This window comes from Rhodoglobus galactosidasius, from assembly GCF_054957775.1.
This window is the reverse complement of record NZ_JBQIAV010000002.1, coordinates 136,476-150,827: the sequence shown is the minus strand read 5'-3', so window position 1 is coordinate 150,827 and position 14,352 is coordinate 136,476. Positions and strand designations below refer to the sequence as shown.

The window sequence follows — 14,352 nt, the reverse complement described above, 5'->3', positions numbered from 1 at the left end:
AATCGATGACCGACACCAGACAGCTGCGCGCCCGCTACCGTCGGATCCTGCGTTTCGCTGCCCGGTACATGGTGCTCGAATGGTGGTTCGAACTCGTACTACCGCGCTTCGGCCTTGAACGTGTTGCGGCTCGACGCCGGCTCGCTCGCGCCACCCACATCGCACGCAACTTCCACACACTCGCGGTAGACCTCGGTGGCCTCATGATCAAGGTCGGGCAATTCATGTCGTCACGCCTTGACGTGCTCCCTGCGGAAATCACTCGCGAACTCGAGGGACTTCAGGATGAAGTCCCCGCCGTCGACTTCGCGCTCATCCGCGAGAGTGCCGAACACGAACTCGGGCTCCCCCTCGAGCGCGCCTATGACTTCTTCGATGCGACACCCATCGCCGCGGCATCCTTCGGCCAAGTACATCGCGCACGTCTCAGGCCGTCAGATGCCGCCGATCTGGGATTCAGCGATGTTGTCGTCAAAGTTCAGCGACCAGGGATCGCCGAGATTATCGATGTTGATCTCTCTGCGCTGCGTCGGGTCGCCCGCTGGCTCAGTCGCGTGCGATTCATCTCGCGGCGGGTAGACCTCCCGGCGCTTCTCGAAGAGTTTGCGATCATCAGCTTGCGGGAGATCGACTATCTCAATGAGGGCAGCAACGCGGAGCGCTTCGCTGCAAACTTCGCTGACGACCCCAGGGTGCAAGCCCCAGAGGTTGTGTGGGAGCGGACCACGCGACGAACTTTGACACTCTCCGATGCCACCGCCATCAAGATTAACGATCTCCGACGCCTCGAAGCAGCAGGGATCGACCCCTCGGAAGTCGCCGACGAGTTGTCGCGCGCAATGTTTGAGCAACTGTTCGTGCATCGCTTCTTTCACGCCGACCCACATCCCGGCAACATCTTTGTCACCCCCGCAGATCTAGAGCGTGCGGATCCGGCTACCCCCGCTTGGACACTCACCTTCATCGATTTCGGAATGATGGGCGAAGTTCCCGAGAACTTGAGCCGTGGACTACAGCGCCTCATCATCGCCGCGGCCGCACGAGACGCGCCCGGACTCGTCGCCAGCGTGCGCGACATGGGAGTGCTGCTGCGTTCCGCTGAGACCGCACCACTAGAACGAGCGATGGGTGAACTGTTCGACCGCTTCGGCGGAATGGGTTTCGCCGAACTCCAGCGAGTAGACCCAGAAGAGTTCAGAACGTTCGGCAACGAGTTTGGTGACGTTATGCGCACCATGCCGTTCCAGCTTCCCGAGAACTTTCTGCTGATCATCCGCGCCGTCTCGGTGACGTCTGGTGTAGCCAGCAACCTCAACTCTGCCTACAACGTGTGGACAGCGATCGAGCCCTTCGCACAGAGACTCGCAATTGATGAGGGCGGTGGGACAGTAAAGGAGTTCGCCAAACAAGCTTTGTCATCTGCTGGCCTCCTACTGCGGTTGCCTCAACAGCTGGAGAGCGTCGCGACTCTTATGCAACGCGGCCAACTCGCCGTAGAGACGCCCGGAGCAGACAAGCGTCTCCGCGTGATCGAAACCCTTACCCGTCGGGTACTCTCTGCAATTCTCTTCACCGGGTTGCTTATCAGCGGAATCCTCTTGCGGCCGACAGATCCGACGCTGGGAACCGTGCTGATGATCTTCTCCGTCATCCCTCTAGCCCACGCTCTCTTGGCGGGGGTCGTCAACCGAAACCGCGTGTTCTGAGTGAGCTGCTCTGTCGGTTCACGACGCCACTGAAGCAGACACTAGCGGAGTGCCGCACAGCCTGAGAGTCACCCATGAATCTGTGCGATCCGCTATCGTGTTAGAGGACCCAGACGCACCGACTGTTGTCCGTTCTTGTCTAGCCCGGGCTATCCCTGGTCTCTAGCCGGCACAGTTGCTGGCGTTCAGCCGTGCGAATTTCGCACCTAGGCTCCCCAAACATTTAGTAAACCGCGCCCGCGTGTGGCGCTTTTCGCAGGAGAACATTATCGCTATTGCTCAAACACCCCGTCCTAATCGGTATCGTGCTGACCCGTCTGTACTGACGGCTCTCCGCACGCCGCGCATTCTTACTCGAGAGGTGTTGGCGGGGCTAGTTGTGGCGCTGGCCTTGATTCCCGAAGCGATTTCGTTCTCGATCATCGCCGGAGTTGACCCTCGGGTCGGACTATTCTCTTCATTCGTGATGGCCGTGTCGATCGCCTTCCTCGGCGGCCGGCCAGCAATGATTACTGCAGCTACGGGAGCGATTGCACTCGTGATTGCACCAGTAGCCCGCGAATATGGCATGGACTACCTCATCGCCACGGTGATGCTCGGTGGACTTATCCAGGTGGTCATGGGTGTACTGGGCGTAGCCAAGCTCATGCGCTTCATCCCTCGAAGCGTCATGCTCGGCTTCGTCAACTCGTTGGCGATCCTGATCTTCATGGCTCAACTGCCACAACTCATCGACGTGCCGTGGATGGTCTACCCGCTCGTGGGCGTCGGACTCATCATCATGGTGCTGATGCCGCGCTTCACTAAGGTGATCCCCGCACCGCTGGTTGCAATTGTGTTGATCACTATCGTCACCGTGACAATGGCGATCGCGGTGCCAACAGTCGGCGACCAGGGCGAGCTTCCCCGCAGCCTTCCCGAACTCTTCATCCCGAACGTTCCTCTCACGTGGGATACCCTCTCAATTATCGGTCCCTTCGCACTCGCGATGGCGCTCGTCGGACTCCTTGAGTCGCTGCTGACTGCCAAACTGGTCGATGACATCACCGACACCCACTCGCGCAAGACCCGTGAGGCCTGGGGCCAGGGTGTTGCGAACGTACTTTCCGGCCTGTTCGGCGGAATGGGCGGATGCGCAATGATCGGTCAAACGATGATCAACGTGAAGGCATCCGGAGCTCGCACTCGCATCTCGACCTTCTTGGCAGGTATCTTCTTGCTCATCCTGATCGTTGTGTTGGGTGACATTGTTGCCCTCATCCCCATGGCTGCACTCGTTGCCGTGATGATCATCGTCGCGGTCTCTACCTTCAATTGGCACAGCGTGCAGTGGTCAACCCTCAAGCGGATGCCGATGAGCGAGACAGTCGTTATGGTTGCCACGGTCGTTGTCGTTGTCGCGACCCACAACCTGGCAATCGGTGTGCTCGTGGGAATCATCGTAGCGATGGTCGCTTTCGCCCGTCGCGTTGCGCACTTCGCAACCGTCGAGCGCACACTGCCCGAGGATGAGTCGGTTCCTACCGCCCACTACCGCGTCAACGGCGAGCTCTTCTTTGCATCCAGTAACGACTTGACGACCCAGTTCGAGTACTCAGATGACCCGGATCGGATCATCATTGACCTGTCAAACTCGCACATTTGGGACGCCTCAACGGTGGCAGCACTTGATGCGATCACGACCAAATATGAGCGCCTCGGCAAGCGTGTGGTTCTCATTGGTCTCAACGAAGCAAGTCTGTACATGCACGATCGCCTTGCAGGAAACCTTGGCGGCGAAGGGTAACTCAGACCCGGACCGCAGCTCAGCTCGCGAGTGGCTCCACCGAGATCGTTGAGTGGTGTGTGTTGGCGGTGCCGTACGCGGCCGTCACCAAGATCGGCAAGTGATCCGACGCGCCGCGATTTAGGGTCTCTACGCCGTCGATCGTGAACCCCTGCGAGGTCACGAAATCGAAGTGCCCGCGGAAAAATTTGTAGTTGGTGTACGTCATGCGATCGCTGAGGGAAAGATCGTAGCCGGTCTTGTTAACGTGCTGGGTGAGCCCCTCTTTGAACAACGGGTAGTTGTAGTCCCCCACCATCAGAATCGGTGCGCCCGTTCCCAGAGTTTGTAGAAGTTCGTGCGCTGCCTTGATCTGGTTGCGACGCAACGAGTTGAGCGCGGTGAGTGGAGCGGCATGGAACGAGGCAAGAACAAGCTCGTGCCCGGAGTCGCGGTCGACTAGTCGCGAACCGACGAGTCGCTCTGAAGTTGGCGTGAAAACTCGGTCATGAAGCGACTTCTTGAGTTCGAAAGACTGGCTCGCGGTCTGCTCGTAGCGTTCGCGCCGATAGTAAACGGCAAGCCCGAGCCTGTTGTTTTTGGTCGAATTCGCCAGATGCAAATCACCAATCTCGGTGGGAAGCTCAGAAGCAATGACCTCTTGAAGGCACAGGGCATCGAGGTCAGGGGTTTCGGCGAGTGCGGCCAACTCAGTGGCAGCCTTATTTTTGCGGAGGTTGTAGCTAATTACGCGAATCACGAATCCAAATACCTCTTTCTTAAGAGAGAACTAGCCTATGCGCCATGGTCAGAAAGTACGCGAGATTGTCGGTTCGACAACAAACGCACAGGAATTCCTATGATCAGGATGATCGCCCCAACCACGACACCAACGAGAGGAACCGTCACAACCAGCACCAAGCATCCGGTTGCACCGAGCACGTTGACGAATTGCGGCACTCGACGCTGTGTCTGGGGCTGAGTGAATGCCGCAACGTTCGCTACGAAGTAATAAAGCAAAACCCCAAACGATGAGAACGCGATTGCACCTCGAAGGTCAGCAACCGACACCACCACGATTACGACGAACGCGAGAACCAGTTCGGCACGATACGGCACCACGAACCGAGGATGCACGGCGCCGAGCCAGCGCGGCACGTCACTATTTCGCGCCATTGCGAATGTTGTGCGGCCGATCCCCGCCATCAACGCCAGTAGAGCTCCGAGCGAGGCGACACCGGCAGTCACTGCAATAAGGCCGGATGCCCAGCCCCAGCCAGCGGCATCTAGGAGATCGGCGACCGGCGCTTGTGAGTGGGCGAGCCCCTCCGCTCCCAACACGGCGAGCATCACCACGCCCAGCGCCAGGTAGAGAGCAGCTGTGACAGCGAGCGCGATCATGATCGCGCGGGGTATCGCGCGCTGCGGGTTGATGACTTCTTCGCCAAGCGTCGCGATGCGTGCGTACCCGGCAAACGCGAAAAACAGCAAACCTGCCGACTGAAGGATACCGTAAACACTGGCGTCACCAAGGACTGCGAATGGGTGCGCTGCCAACGAGTCTGAGCTCATAGCCACCGCTAAGACACCGACGAGCACTACAACCACAAACGTCACAATAATCTTTGTGGCCAACGCAGTGCGCGTCACACCGAGAAGGTTCACGATCGTCAAGGCAACGACTGCGGCAATGGCCACCGGCTTCTCCCACCCGGCGGGCGCAACATACGCGGCAAATACGAGCGCCATAGCGGCGCAACTTGCTGTCTTACCGACCAGAAATGACCAGCCGGCGAAGTAACCCCACCAGGGACCAAGCTGTGCTCGGCCATACGCATACGTGCCCCCAGCTACCGGATGCACTGCCGCGAGTTGTGCGGAGGCTGCAGCGTTGCACCACGCCACGGCTGCAGCAATCACTAGCCCGATCAGCAGGCCAGCCCCGGCGGCCTGAGCGGCCGGCACAAATGCCGCGAACACCCCTGCGCCGATCATTGATCCAAGACCAATCATGGTGGCATCGAGTGTGGTCAATCGCCGAGAAAGCGTGGCGTTCGTCTTCACGTGTTCACCCTACTCCTGGCGTGCAGGTGCCAGCGCCACGCGGCATTGGCCTCCGGTGAACGGCGGTTGGCCAATGGGAAAACTTTAGCGGCCGGGCCCGCTAGTCGACGAAGGTGATTCCGTTGCTGAGCCGAGTGCGAACATCAAAGAGTTCGTTGCCGCCGATGTGACGGCTGCGTGCCGCATCAGGACCGGTGCGGAGAAGGTGGGCAAGAACGCTCTGGCGCACCACGATCGCCGGCTGCCCGCGCACCGAACCGAGAGACTCCTGAGGCTGAGCGAGGGCATCATCGGGAACAACAATCACGAAACACGTGAAGGCAACCCTGAGCTGACGACTGAGCGCCTTGGCTCGCGAGGACAGCTCATGCATGGGCTTGTCCGGCTGAACATCGGGGCCGATAAGTTCGCCGCGGCGAACCTTTACTGGCCCACCGAAGTCTTCCGAGAGCATCGCAAACAGCCCAGTAGGGCCAAGGATAACGTGATCGATCTTGCGGTCGGGAGCACCGGTAGCGACATCGTGCCAGACGGTGAATCCGATTCCGAGCGTGCTGACCGTGCGAGCGGTTGCCTCTTCGGCGAGAGCATCCGCGAGCGTGCGTCGGATCTCTCGCGGCGCACTTCTGACGAGAGCAGGATCGTAGGGGTCGTCGAGGCTAGCCCCTCGGCCAACCCACTCCCGCATGTCGTCAAGAAAACGTTCCCGTCGCCATCCGCCTGGGTGCCCGTATGCTCGCGCCCGGGGGCGAGAGTCTTCGCGAGCGTGTGCGGTGGCGCCGGCGGCGAACGGCGAACTAGCGGAGCGCGTTGAACTGGAGCGTGGGACGAATCCGGCATCGTAGCCACGTCGCTTTTCTGGTGTACTCACACGATCCCAAGCATGTTGAACTGCGGCGAAGCGCACGGGATCTCCCCCGGTATCGGGGTGCGTTTGCCGAAGCGCACGACGGAAGGCTTTCTTCAGCTCAGCGTCGCTAGCCGAGGCCTCAACACCGAGAACCTCGTAGGCACTCGCTGATAAGGGGCTATCGGGCATGGACTCGCTTTCGCTGTGCGGCAGACGCAGTGTTCGGGTGAATGTTCCACAGTACCGAACCTCGCTGGCAACATTCGGGATGTCGTAGGCGAGTGCCCAGCCTGCGGGCGTAGCGTTGTTGTGTGACCGACCTCCGCGACATCCCACTGACCTCTATTGACGGCACCGAGAGCTCTCTCGCTGATTTTCGCGACAAGGTGGTTCTCATCGTGAACGTTGCCTCGCGCTGCGGCTTGTCTCCGCAATATGAACAGCTCGAGCAACTGCAACAAACTTACGGTGAGCGCGGATTCGCCGTTTTGGGCTTTCCGAGCAATCAGTTTTTGCAGGAGCTGAGCACCGAAGATGCGATCAAAGAATATTGTTCGATGACGTGGGGTGTGACGTTCCCGATGTTCGAGAAAGTGAAGCTCAACGGCAGGTCTGCGCACCCGCTCTATGCAGAGCTCAAGAAGACGCCAGACGGCACTGGCAAAGCCGGCCGCGTCGCGTGGAACTTTGAGAAATTCTTGGTCACGCCGAATAATGAGGTGCAGCGTTTTCGCCCAACGACGGTTCCGGATGACCCTGCCATCGTCAATGCAATCGAAGCTGCTCTCCCGGCTTAGGGTGGATGTATGACCACGCAATTTGTACATGAAACTGACTCGAGCCGTTACGTGATGAACGTAGACGGCGCTCTTGTTGCTGTCGCCGATTATCGGTTAAACGGTGGTTCGATTTCGTTCAACCACACCTATACACAACCTGCCCACCGTGGCAAAGGCTACGCAGCCGAACTCGTAAAGTTTGCGATGGATGACGTCGAGTCCAACTCCTCACAGCGGGTTCTGCCGGTGTGCTGGTACGTCGCAGACTGGTTCGAAGCGAATCCGGCACGCGCAGAGTTGCTGTCTCGCTAGTTTTGGTTGCAACGCTCGAGCGTTACAGCGGTGCCCAATTCACTGTCGCAATGGCGATGACTGAACCCAAACCGACCACCGCGATCGTCAGAAAGCATGCGGCGATGAGCTTCAAGCGGCGTCTGCGGGCGTGCACAACGAACCGCACAATGAGCATCGCCGCGTAGAGAGCGATAATCGCCGCGATAGCAGCCAACGCTAGGCCAGGCGGTGGCAGCGTTGCTAGCACTGCAAGCATCGCAATCGAGATGCCTGCAAAGAGGGCACCGACGATAAGCCAACTACTGCCAGAAGCGGTAGTTAGCGCTGGCTGGTTTCTCAAGCGAGTGGGATCGTCACTCATAGGGAGACACTACGCCGCTTAGCTGTAAACGTCGTCAGAATTCTGCCGCTACTTTTGTCGTTGAAGTTGCACAAGCAACTCGGCCCCGCGCTGATCAAGAATTTTTCCACCCCAACGCACACCAATGATCAGCAGCCCCATGCCGAGTCCGACACCGACTACCAGAGCTATCCACCCCAGTATCGGCTGGTCGATGGCGAATCCGAGTAGTGCCAGAATCATCTCCGGTAGTGCCAGAATCGTCAGCGCCGTCCACGAGGCAAACATCGACAGCATGAGGGTGAACCCTCCGCCCGGGCGGGATTTAAATGGATTATCACCGGGCGCGGGCACCGAGAATGCGAAGCGGCCCGAGACCAGAGACGAGAGCGCGAGCCCCGTCAGAAGCAGACCGAGTGAAATCCCGAGGAGCCCGGCCAGGCGTTCCCAACTACCGCTGACCCACACACTCGCGACGGCAAGAATGATCGTTACGGGTATCGCAAAAACCGATACACCCAGCACCCTCCCCCAGCGATCATCGCGACCGCTGACGCCAGCCTGCAAGTGCAGGCTGAAAGCGGTGTTGTCGTAGGAGACATCCGTGTAGATCGACATGCCGAGGAGCACCGCAACAATGGGCCCGACAAAGAGCAAACCGGTCAGGTCACCACTGGCCCCACTGTAGAAAAACACCAACGCAGGTACGAGTGGAACGCTGATGAGCGACTGGGTATAGCGGGGATCGCGAATCCAGTACGTGAGTGCGCGTGCAGCCACAGCGCCGCTCGGAGTTCCGGGGAAGACTCTGAACCAACCGAGTCCACGCTTGGAGCGGTCGTTTGTTGTTGAGCGGCCCGGCCTTTCAAGTGTACGGTCGAGTGCCCAACGCCAAACAAGCACAGAGGCTGCGAGCGTCGCGACTCCTATCAGAGCGTGAAGTACTGCATAACCAAGGTTTCCGAGCGCGAGATCACCGGGTACTGCCCAGATGGCACCAAGAGGTGTCCACGCCACGACGGTGGTAATAGCCGGAAACACAGCAGAGAACTCTCGGAAAAGCGAAGAGATGCCTAAAATTGCGGGGCCGAGCAGAATCAGCGGGATCACAACCAGCACGGTCTTTGCTTCTCGGGCCCGACGACCGCTAGAGATCCGAACTGTCAGGGCTGCGAGCATCCGCGATCCAACAATGCAGGTTGCTGCCCCGACTGCCCCGCACACGACGGCCACAACAGCGATCAGAGGCGATTGCCACCAGATGAGGCTCGTGGCGAGGGTGGCGAGAGTGGTGACGACCCCGGGAACCCCGAGAAGCCCGCTAACCGCGAGAGCGAGCACAAGAGTATTGATCGGAATGGGGAAAGTGGCGAGCTTGGCAGGGTCGACAGTTTCGTCGATACCGGAGCTGAGCAGCGGCAGCACTGTCCAACCGAGCACGAGCGCAGCACCGCCGAGCACGCTCACCGTGCGGCCGACTTCGGCGGGCGCAAAACTCATAGTGAAGAGGCCGATAATGGCCAAAAACAGAAGAAATAGCGCGTACACGGAGCCCAGGATTACGGCTACGGCCTGCCAGGGACTTCGGCGAAGCCCATTAATGAGAAGCCGAAAGCGCAGCCTTACGAGATGCGCAACCACTCGAGCCCTCTTCCCTGACGTCGTCCGCCCACTAATTCAACAAAGCGGTCTTCGAGAGTGGAATCACCTCGAACTTCATCGGTAGTGCCGGATGCCAAAACACGTCCGTCGGCGATCACGGCGACGTGATCGCACATGCGTTGCACGAGATCCATTGCATGGCTTGAGACGATCACTGTTCCGCCCGACTCAACGAAACCGTGCAGAATATCGCGGATGTTTGCACCTGAAACAGGGTCGACAGACTCGAATGGTTCGTCGAGCACCAGCACTTGAGGTGCATGAATGAGGGCGCAGGCGAGAGCGATCTTCTTGGTCATGCCCGCTGAGTAGTCGACAACGAGGGTTCCGCTGGCAGCCTCGAGATCAAACACATCGAGTAAATCAGCAGCGCGTTCCGCAACCACGGTGCGTTCCATTCCGTTCAAGAGGCCAGCGTAGGTCACGAGTTGCAGGCCGGTGAGTCGATCAAACAGCCGCACCCCATCGCTCAAGACACCAAGGCGCTTTTTCGACTCCACCAGGTTGGTCCAGACGTCTAGGCCGTGCACGGCCACGGTGCCCGAGTCGGGCCGCAACAGTCCGGTTGCCATTGACAGCGTCGTGGTCTTTCCGGCGCCGTTTGGGTCGACTAGGCCGAAGAAGGAGCCGCGCGGAACAATCAGGTCGACAGAGTTCACTGCAAGCTTGTCGCTAAATCGTTTGGTAAGTTTGCGGATTTCTAGGGCTGGCGAGAGAGTTTTGACATCGGGCACAGCTCTAGCCTAAAACCGAATGGTGCTCATAGTGTGCCGGACACCAGAATCTGCAGCGATGCGCAGCTACTAGAGTCGAAGAGCTTGGTGCCAACGCCACAATGCACGCACAGACGAAAGGTTGTTATGACGATTACTGCCGCTGCCGATGGGTCAGCACTGGGCAACCCCGGGCCTGCAGGGTGGGCCTGGTACGTCGACGACAACACGTGGGCGGCTGGCGGTTGGGATCATGCAACGAACAACCAGGGCGAGCTCATGGCCGTTCTGCAACTCTTTCGCTCGACTGCGCACGTTGATGAAGATCTGTTGATTCTGTGCGATAGCCAGTACGTGATTAACTCCGTGACCCAGTGGATGCCCGGCTGGAAGAAAAAGGGTTGGCGCAAGGGTGACGGCAAACCTGTGATGAACGTTGATTTCCTCAAGCAAATCGATGCCGCGATCGTCGGGCGACGGTACCGGTTCGAGTGGGTCCGCGGTCACGTAGGCCATCCGCTTAATGAGGCAGCTGATGTGCGTGCGCGTGGCGCGGCGGAGGCCTTCCAGCGCGGCAGTGAATGTCCAGAAGGACCTGGCTACCCCGGCGCTGCGGCCAGCCACGCACGTCTTGGCGCAACGTCCAACGCCGCCTCTGATGGAATTGCCCCACTGTTCTAACCACTCGCCTCGATAGGACTGACTCATGCCCGATTTTCTGATTGCCGGTGGCGCTGCATTCGCGTCAGGAAGCATGCTGGTAATCGGCGCGCTCATATCGTGGTTCGTGAAAGTGCCCGCATCCGTAACGGCAGGAATCATGGCATTCGGTGCAGGTGTACTGCTCTCAACGCTCGCCTACGAACTGGTGCAAGAAGCCAACGACGGCGGCGGTGTCAGCGCGACGATCGCCGGTTGTCTTGCCGGGGCCATCCTCTATGTGATCGCCGACAGCATCCTTGCTCGCTATGGTGCTCAGCATCGCAAACGTTCCACGGCACTGCAGTCCTCTGAGGAAGAGAAACAGGGCAGCGGCACGGCGATAGCTATTGGCGCACTCTTTGACGGCATCCCTGAATCCCTCGTGCTCGGGCTCAGCGTCGTAGCGACCGGAGGTGTGAGCATGTCACTTCTGGTCGCGTTCGGGCTCTCCAACGTCCCAGAAGGTCTCTCTGCCACCGCGGGGATGAAGCAGTCCGGTCGTTCAGCTCGATACGTGTTTGGTGTGTGGGGCGGCATCGCAGTGGCGAGTGGAATCGCTGCGATGGTTGGCACATTTGCTCTCGCAAGCGCGAGCTCGTCAACTGTCGCATTCGTGACAACAGTTGCCGCAGGTGCGATCCTAGCGATGCTGTCAAACACCATGATTCCGGAAGCGTTTGCGCGCGATCGGGCTATCACCGGACTGATTGTCACCGTAGGATTTTTGACCGCGTTCGCGCTCCACGAGCTCGGTTAGCCTGAGGACGCTCAGCGGTTAGGAGGTAGCCGTTCTATGCCGGCGAAAAGAACGCTGCAATCGCTTTGCTCAATGCGAGTGGATCCGCGACGCCGCACATTTCGCGAGCCGAGTGCATGGACAGCAGCGGGAGCCCGACATCGATCGTACGGATGCCCAAACGAGTCGCGGTAATCGGGCCGATCGTCGATCCACATGGCATGTCGTTATTGGAAACGAACTCTTGGTACCCGACACCTGCCTGGCGACACGCTCGAGCCCACTCCCCGGCGCCAACGCCATCTGTTGCGTAGCGCTGATTCGCATTGATCTTGAGCAGCGGGCCCCCACCGAGGCGGGGCCGGTTGACGGGATCGTGCCGCTCAGGATAGTTGGGGTGTGCGGCGTGGCCTGCGTCGGACGAGAGGCACCACGACTCGGCTACAGCCCGCATCCGATCCGTGTCTGAGCCTCCCAGTCCGCCACCGATTCGTGCCAGAAGATCCGCGAGGAACGGTCCAGCGGCACCCGAGCGGGTAGCCGACCCAACTTCTTCATGGTCGAAAGCGACGAACACTGGAATGTGATCAAGCTTGGTTGAGAGCTCAATGAGGGCGACAAGGCCCGCATGAACCGAGGAGAGATTGTCGAGCCGACCCGAAGCAAACAGCTTCTCCTCGAGCCCGAATACCGCAGGTGCGCCGGTGTCGGCTACAACGATGTCGTAGCCGTCAATGTCTGCCGCGGAGCGCTTCGACGTCTCAGTCGACAGAAGAGATGCGAAATGTTCAAGCAGGTCAGCATCGCCTAGGTCGCCCAATCCGAGTACCGGGTTCATGTGCATCTGGCGTTTGAGGGTCAATCCGTCGTTGACCTTACGGTCAAGGTGCACTGCGAGTTGCGGAAAACGAAGCAGCGGTCCGGTGCGCACCAGTTCTGTGGTGCCATCGCTGAAGATGATTCGACCAGCCAGTTCAAGCTCACGATCCAGCCACGAGTTCAGCAGCGGCCCACCATAAACTTCGACCCCGGCCTGCAGCATGCCTTCACTACCCGTGGTTGGTTTCGGCTTGAGCTTGAAGCTCGGCGAATCCGTGTGAGCGCCGAGGATGCGAAACGGTGTCGTTGCCGTCGCTTTGGTCGGCTGGATCCATGCTGCAATCGCCCCGTCGCGAATGACGAAGTACTTTGCTGCTTTGCGGGTTCGAGCACCGTTCCAGTCGTCAGCCTCATGGAGTTCACTAAAGCCGGCCTCGCGAAGACGGCGAGCGGCCTCTTCTACCGCATGAAACGACGATGGGGATGCGGAAACAAAGCTAGCGAGATCGTGGACGTGATCGAGAGCGGCAGTCATACGTCGATTCTCGCACTGTTAGTTGAGCATCCGTCTCGCTGCATCCCGAAAGCGAACTGGCTAGAACCAGACACTCAACCACGGGGTTACTGGCGAGTGGAAAGCGCGCTCAATTATTGCCGCAGCGCCGGCAGTGACCTCACGGATCCGTCCGGCCGTGACCAGAGCCTCGACGGTTACTCCCCCGAGATACAATGAACTTAAGTCGTTGACGGACAGAGCGACAGTGGCCGCATCCGCGGGCAACTCGTCAATGCGAGAAACTCGAGGAGCACCGGCTTCGTCGGTCTCCAGGAGGAACAATCCCTGGGCGAATCCAAGAGCATCTGAAACATCAAAGCCGATACGTGCGGCACCTGAATACTGGCGCGCAGAGAGAGACTCCGGAACATCGAGGATGCGGAGCCATAAGTGGTCGACTGGCGTGGCTTTTACTGCTCGCATGTCTGCTAGGTGCCATAAGAGCGGTTCATTCACTGAACGGAGCTCTGCCGTCACCTCCCGCACCAAATCAACCTCAAGAACGTAACGCCACAAAGCCTCGTAGGCTTCGGCATTCTCGGCGAGAAGGTAATCGACTGTCAATGAGTGATTGGTGAAGTCCAGTCCGCCACCAGTCACGCGGTAGACGACAAAGCCACGCGGAGTTCCGTCATCATCGTCGAATCTCACGACACGGGTCTTCTTGGTGTAGTCCTCGTCACCGGGCGCCTGGCCTGAAATTTGATCCCAGCGCAGAGGCCAGACCTTTATCTGCCCGGGTGTCGACGTGCGGATGCGTTCGAAAATTTGCGGTGCTTCGCTGCTGAATTCCGAAGGCGAAACCGGTTGTAACCTGCCGCGACGCTCAGCGGAAATAAAAGTCGCGCGCTTGGTGTCGACCGTGAGATCCGCGGCAAAAACTGCGGGACCAAAGCCGAAGCGACCGTAGATCGTCGACTCTGAGACAGTAAGCATCGCCATTGGAAGGCCCATGTCAGCGGCGGATCGCAATTCGCCTTCGAGAAGCGATCGAGCAATCCCTCGGCGTCGGTGTGTTGGAGAGACAGTGACAGAACTAATTGCCCACGCGTGGATGCTGCGACCGCCGGGAACTGTCAGTTGTTCCGTCCACGAGCTTGTTGTTGCCACGGGGACTTCTGGCGCGACAAGACTTTCATCCCACACCCCGATAGTGCGACGGTAAGCCACCCCCGCAAAATGTGAATCAACCTGCTCTTTCGACATGGTTGGTCCGTGAAAACCACGGGAATCGGCCTGAAACCAGGCAGCGAACGATTCTCGATCTGAGGTGTCGACTAAGCCATAACGCAATCCGGTAGCAGCCAGCGAAGCGGCTGAGGTCTCATCTACAGGGTGCTTAGCGAAATCGTTCGTCATACCCCAA

The 14,352-nt window shown here is 59.1% G+C and carries 14 protein-coding genes; 6 read left to right on the top strand and 8 right to left on the bottom strand.

Annotated elements, in window-relative coordinates; all coding sequences use genetic code 11:
• The first annotated feature begins 5 nt into the window (after nucleotides 1-5).
• Complete coding sequence (locus ACTJJW_RS03270; RefSeq protein ID WP_462642658.1) at nucleotides 6-1,706, top strand: ABC1 kinase family protein; 1,701 nt, start codon at nucleotides 6-8, stop codon at nucleotides 1,704-1,706.
• A 265-nt stretch (nucleotides 1,707-1,971) separates the two neighbouring features.
• Nucleotides 1,972-3,492, top strand: a complete 1,521-nt coding sequence (locus tag ACTJJW_RS03265; protein ID WP_462642887.1) for a SulP family inorganic anion transporter — start codon at nucleotides 1,972-1,974, stop codon at nucleotides 3,490-3,492.
• Nucleotides 3,493-3,511: 19 nt separating this feature from the next.
• Here ACTJJW_RS03265 and ACTJJW_RS03260 read toward each other — a convergent pair whose 3' ends face one another.
• The 3 genes from ACTJJW_RS03260 to ACTJJW_RS03250 all read right to left on the bottom strand — a co-directional run bounded on the left by ACTJJW_RS03260 (nucleotide 3,512) and on the right by ACTJJW_RS03250 (nucleotide 6,574).
• Nucleotides 3,512-4,228, bottom strand: a complete 717-nt coding sequence (locus tag ACTJJW_RS03260; RefSeq protein WP_462642886.1) for an endonuclease/exonuclease/phosphatase family protein — start codon at nucleotides 4,226-4,228, stop codon at nucleotides 3,512-3,514.
• Nucleotides 4,229-4,266: 38 nt separating this feature from the next.
• Nucleotides 4,267-5,535 carry an APC family permease gene (locus tag ACTJJW_RS03255; RefSeq protein ID WP_462642657.1) on the bottom strand — a complete coding sequence of 423 codons (1,269 nt, stop codon included), beginning with the start codon at nucleotides 5,533-5,535 and terminating at the stop codon, nucleotides 4,267-4,269.
• Nucleotides 5,536-5,635: 100 nt separating this feature from the next.
• Entirely contained in the window at nucleotides 5,636-6,574 is a 939-nt protein-coding gene (locus tag ACTJJW_RS03250) for a J domain-containing protein (protein WP_462642656.1), read from the bottom strand.
• A 122-nt stretch (nucleotides 6,575-6,696) separates the two neighbouring features.
• On the opposite strand from ACTJJW_RS03250, the gene ACTJJW_RS03245 reads away from it, so the two are divergent.
• On the top strand, nucleotides 6,697-7,182 hold the full coding sequence (locus tag ACTJJW_RS03245) for a glutathione peroxidase (protein ID WP_462642655.1): 486 nt from the start codon (nucleotides 6,697-6,699) through the stop codon (nucleotides 7,180-7,182).
• A 9-nt stretch (nucleotides 7,183-7,191) separates the two neighbouring features.
• The gene (locus ACTJJW_RS03240; protein ID WP_462642654.1) at nucleotides 7,192-7,476 is read left to right on the top strand and encodes a GNAT family N-acetyltransferase; all 285 of its coding nucleotides are present in this window, start codon (nucleotides 7,192-7,194) and stop codon (nucleotides 7,474-7,476) included.
• Between the two features lie 22 nt (nucleotides 7,477-7,498).
• Here ACTJJW_RS03240 and ACTJJW_RS03235 read toward each other — a convergent pair whose 3' ends face one another.
• The 3 genes from ACTJJW_RS03235 to ACTJJW_RS03225 form a co-directional block, all read right to left on the bottom strand.
• The gene (locus ACTJJW_RS03235; RefSeq protein ID WP_343925137.1) at nucleotides 7,499-7,819 is read right to left on the bottom strand and encodes a hypothetical protein; all 321 of its coding nucleotides are present in this window, start codon (nucleotides 7,817-7,819) and stop codon (nucleotides 7,499-7,501) included.
• Nucleotides 7,820-7,867: 48 nt separating this feature from the next.
• Nucleotides 7,868-9,346 carry a transporter gene (locus ACTJJW_RS03230; RefSeq protein WP_462642653.1) on the bottom strand — a complete coding sequence of 493 codons (1,479 nt, stop codon included), beginning with the start codon at nucleotides 9,344-9,346 and terminating at the stop codon, nucleotides 7,868-7,870.
• Nucleotides 9,347-9,420: 74 nt separating this feature from the next.
• Nucleotides 9,421-10,194 carry an ABC transporter ATP-binding protein gene (locus tag ACTJJW_RS03225; protein WP_462642652.1) on the bottom strand — a complete coding sequence of 258 codons (774 nt, stop codon included), beginning with the start codon at nucleotides 10,192-10,194 and terminating at the stop codon, nucleotides 9,421-9,423.
• 126 nt (nucleotides 10,195-10,320) lie between these two features.
• On the opposite strand from ACTJJW_RS03225, the gene ACTJJW_RS03220 reads away from it, so the two are divergent.
• Together ACTJJW_RS03220 and ACTJJW_RS03215 are read left to right on the top strand one after the other, a co-directional pair.
• Nucleotides 10,321-10,854: an RNase H family protein gene (locus tag ACTJJW_RS03220; protein ID WP_462642650.1), complete on the top strand. Its 534-nt coding sequence runs from the start codon at nucleotides 10,321-10,323 to the stop codon at nucleotides 10,852-10,854.
• Between the two features lie 25 nt (nucleotides 10,855-10,879).
• Complete coding sequence (locus ACTJJW_RS03215; RefSeq protein ID WP_462642649.1) at nucleotides 10,880-11,632, top strand: ZIP family metal transporter; 753 nt, start codon at nucleotides 10,880-10,882, stop codon at nucleotides 11,630-11,632.
• A 34-nt stretch (nucleotides 11,633-11,666) separates the two neighbouring features.
• On the opposite strand, the gene ACTJJW_RS03210 is transcribed toward ACTJJW_RS03215, so the two are convergent.
• A complete protein-coding gene (locus ACTJJW_RS03210) occupies nucleotides 11,667-12,965 on the bottom strand; it encodes a M18 family aminopeptidase (RefSeq protein ID WP_462642648.1) in 1,299 nt (432 codons plus the stop codon).
• A 60-nt stretch (nucleotides 12,966-13,025) separates the two neighbouring features.
• Nucleotides 13,026-14,345 (bottom strand): GNAT family N-acetyltransferase, encoded by a 1,320-nt coding sequence (locus ACTJJW_RS03205; protein ID WP_462642647.1) that lies wholly within the window; start codon nucleotides 14,343-14,345, stop codon nucleotides 13,026-13,028.
• Nucleotides 14,346-14,352 lie beyond the last annotated feature (7 nt).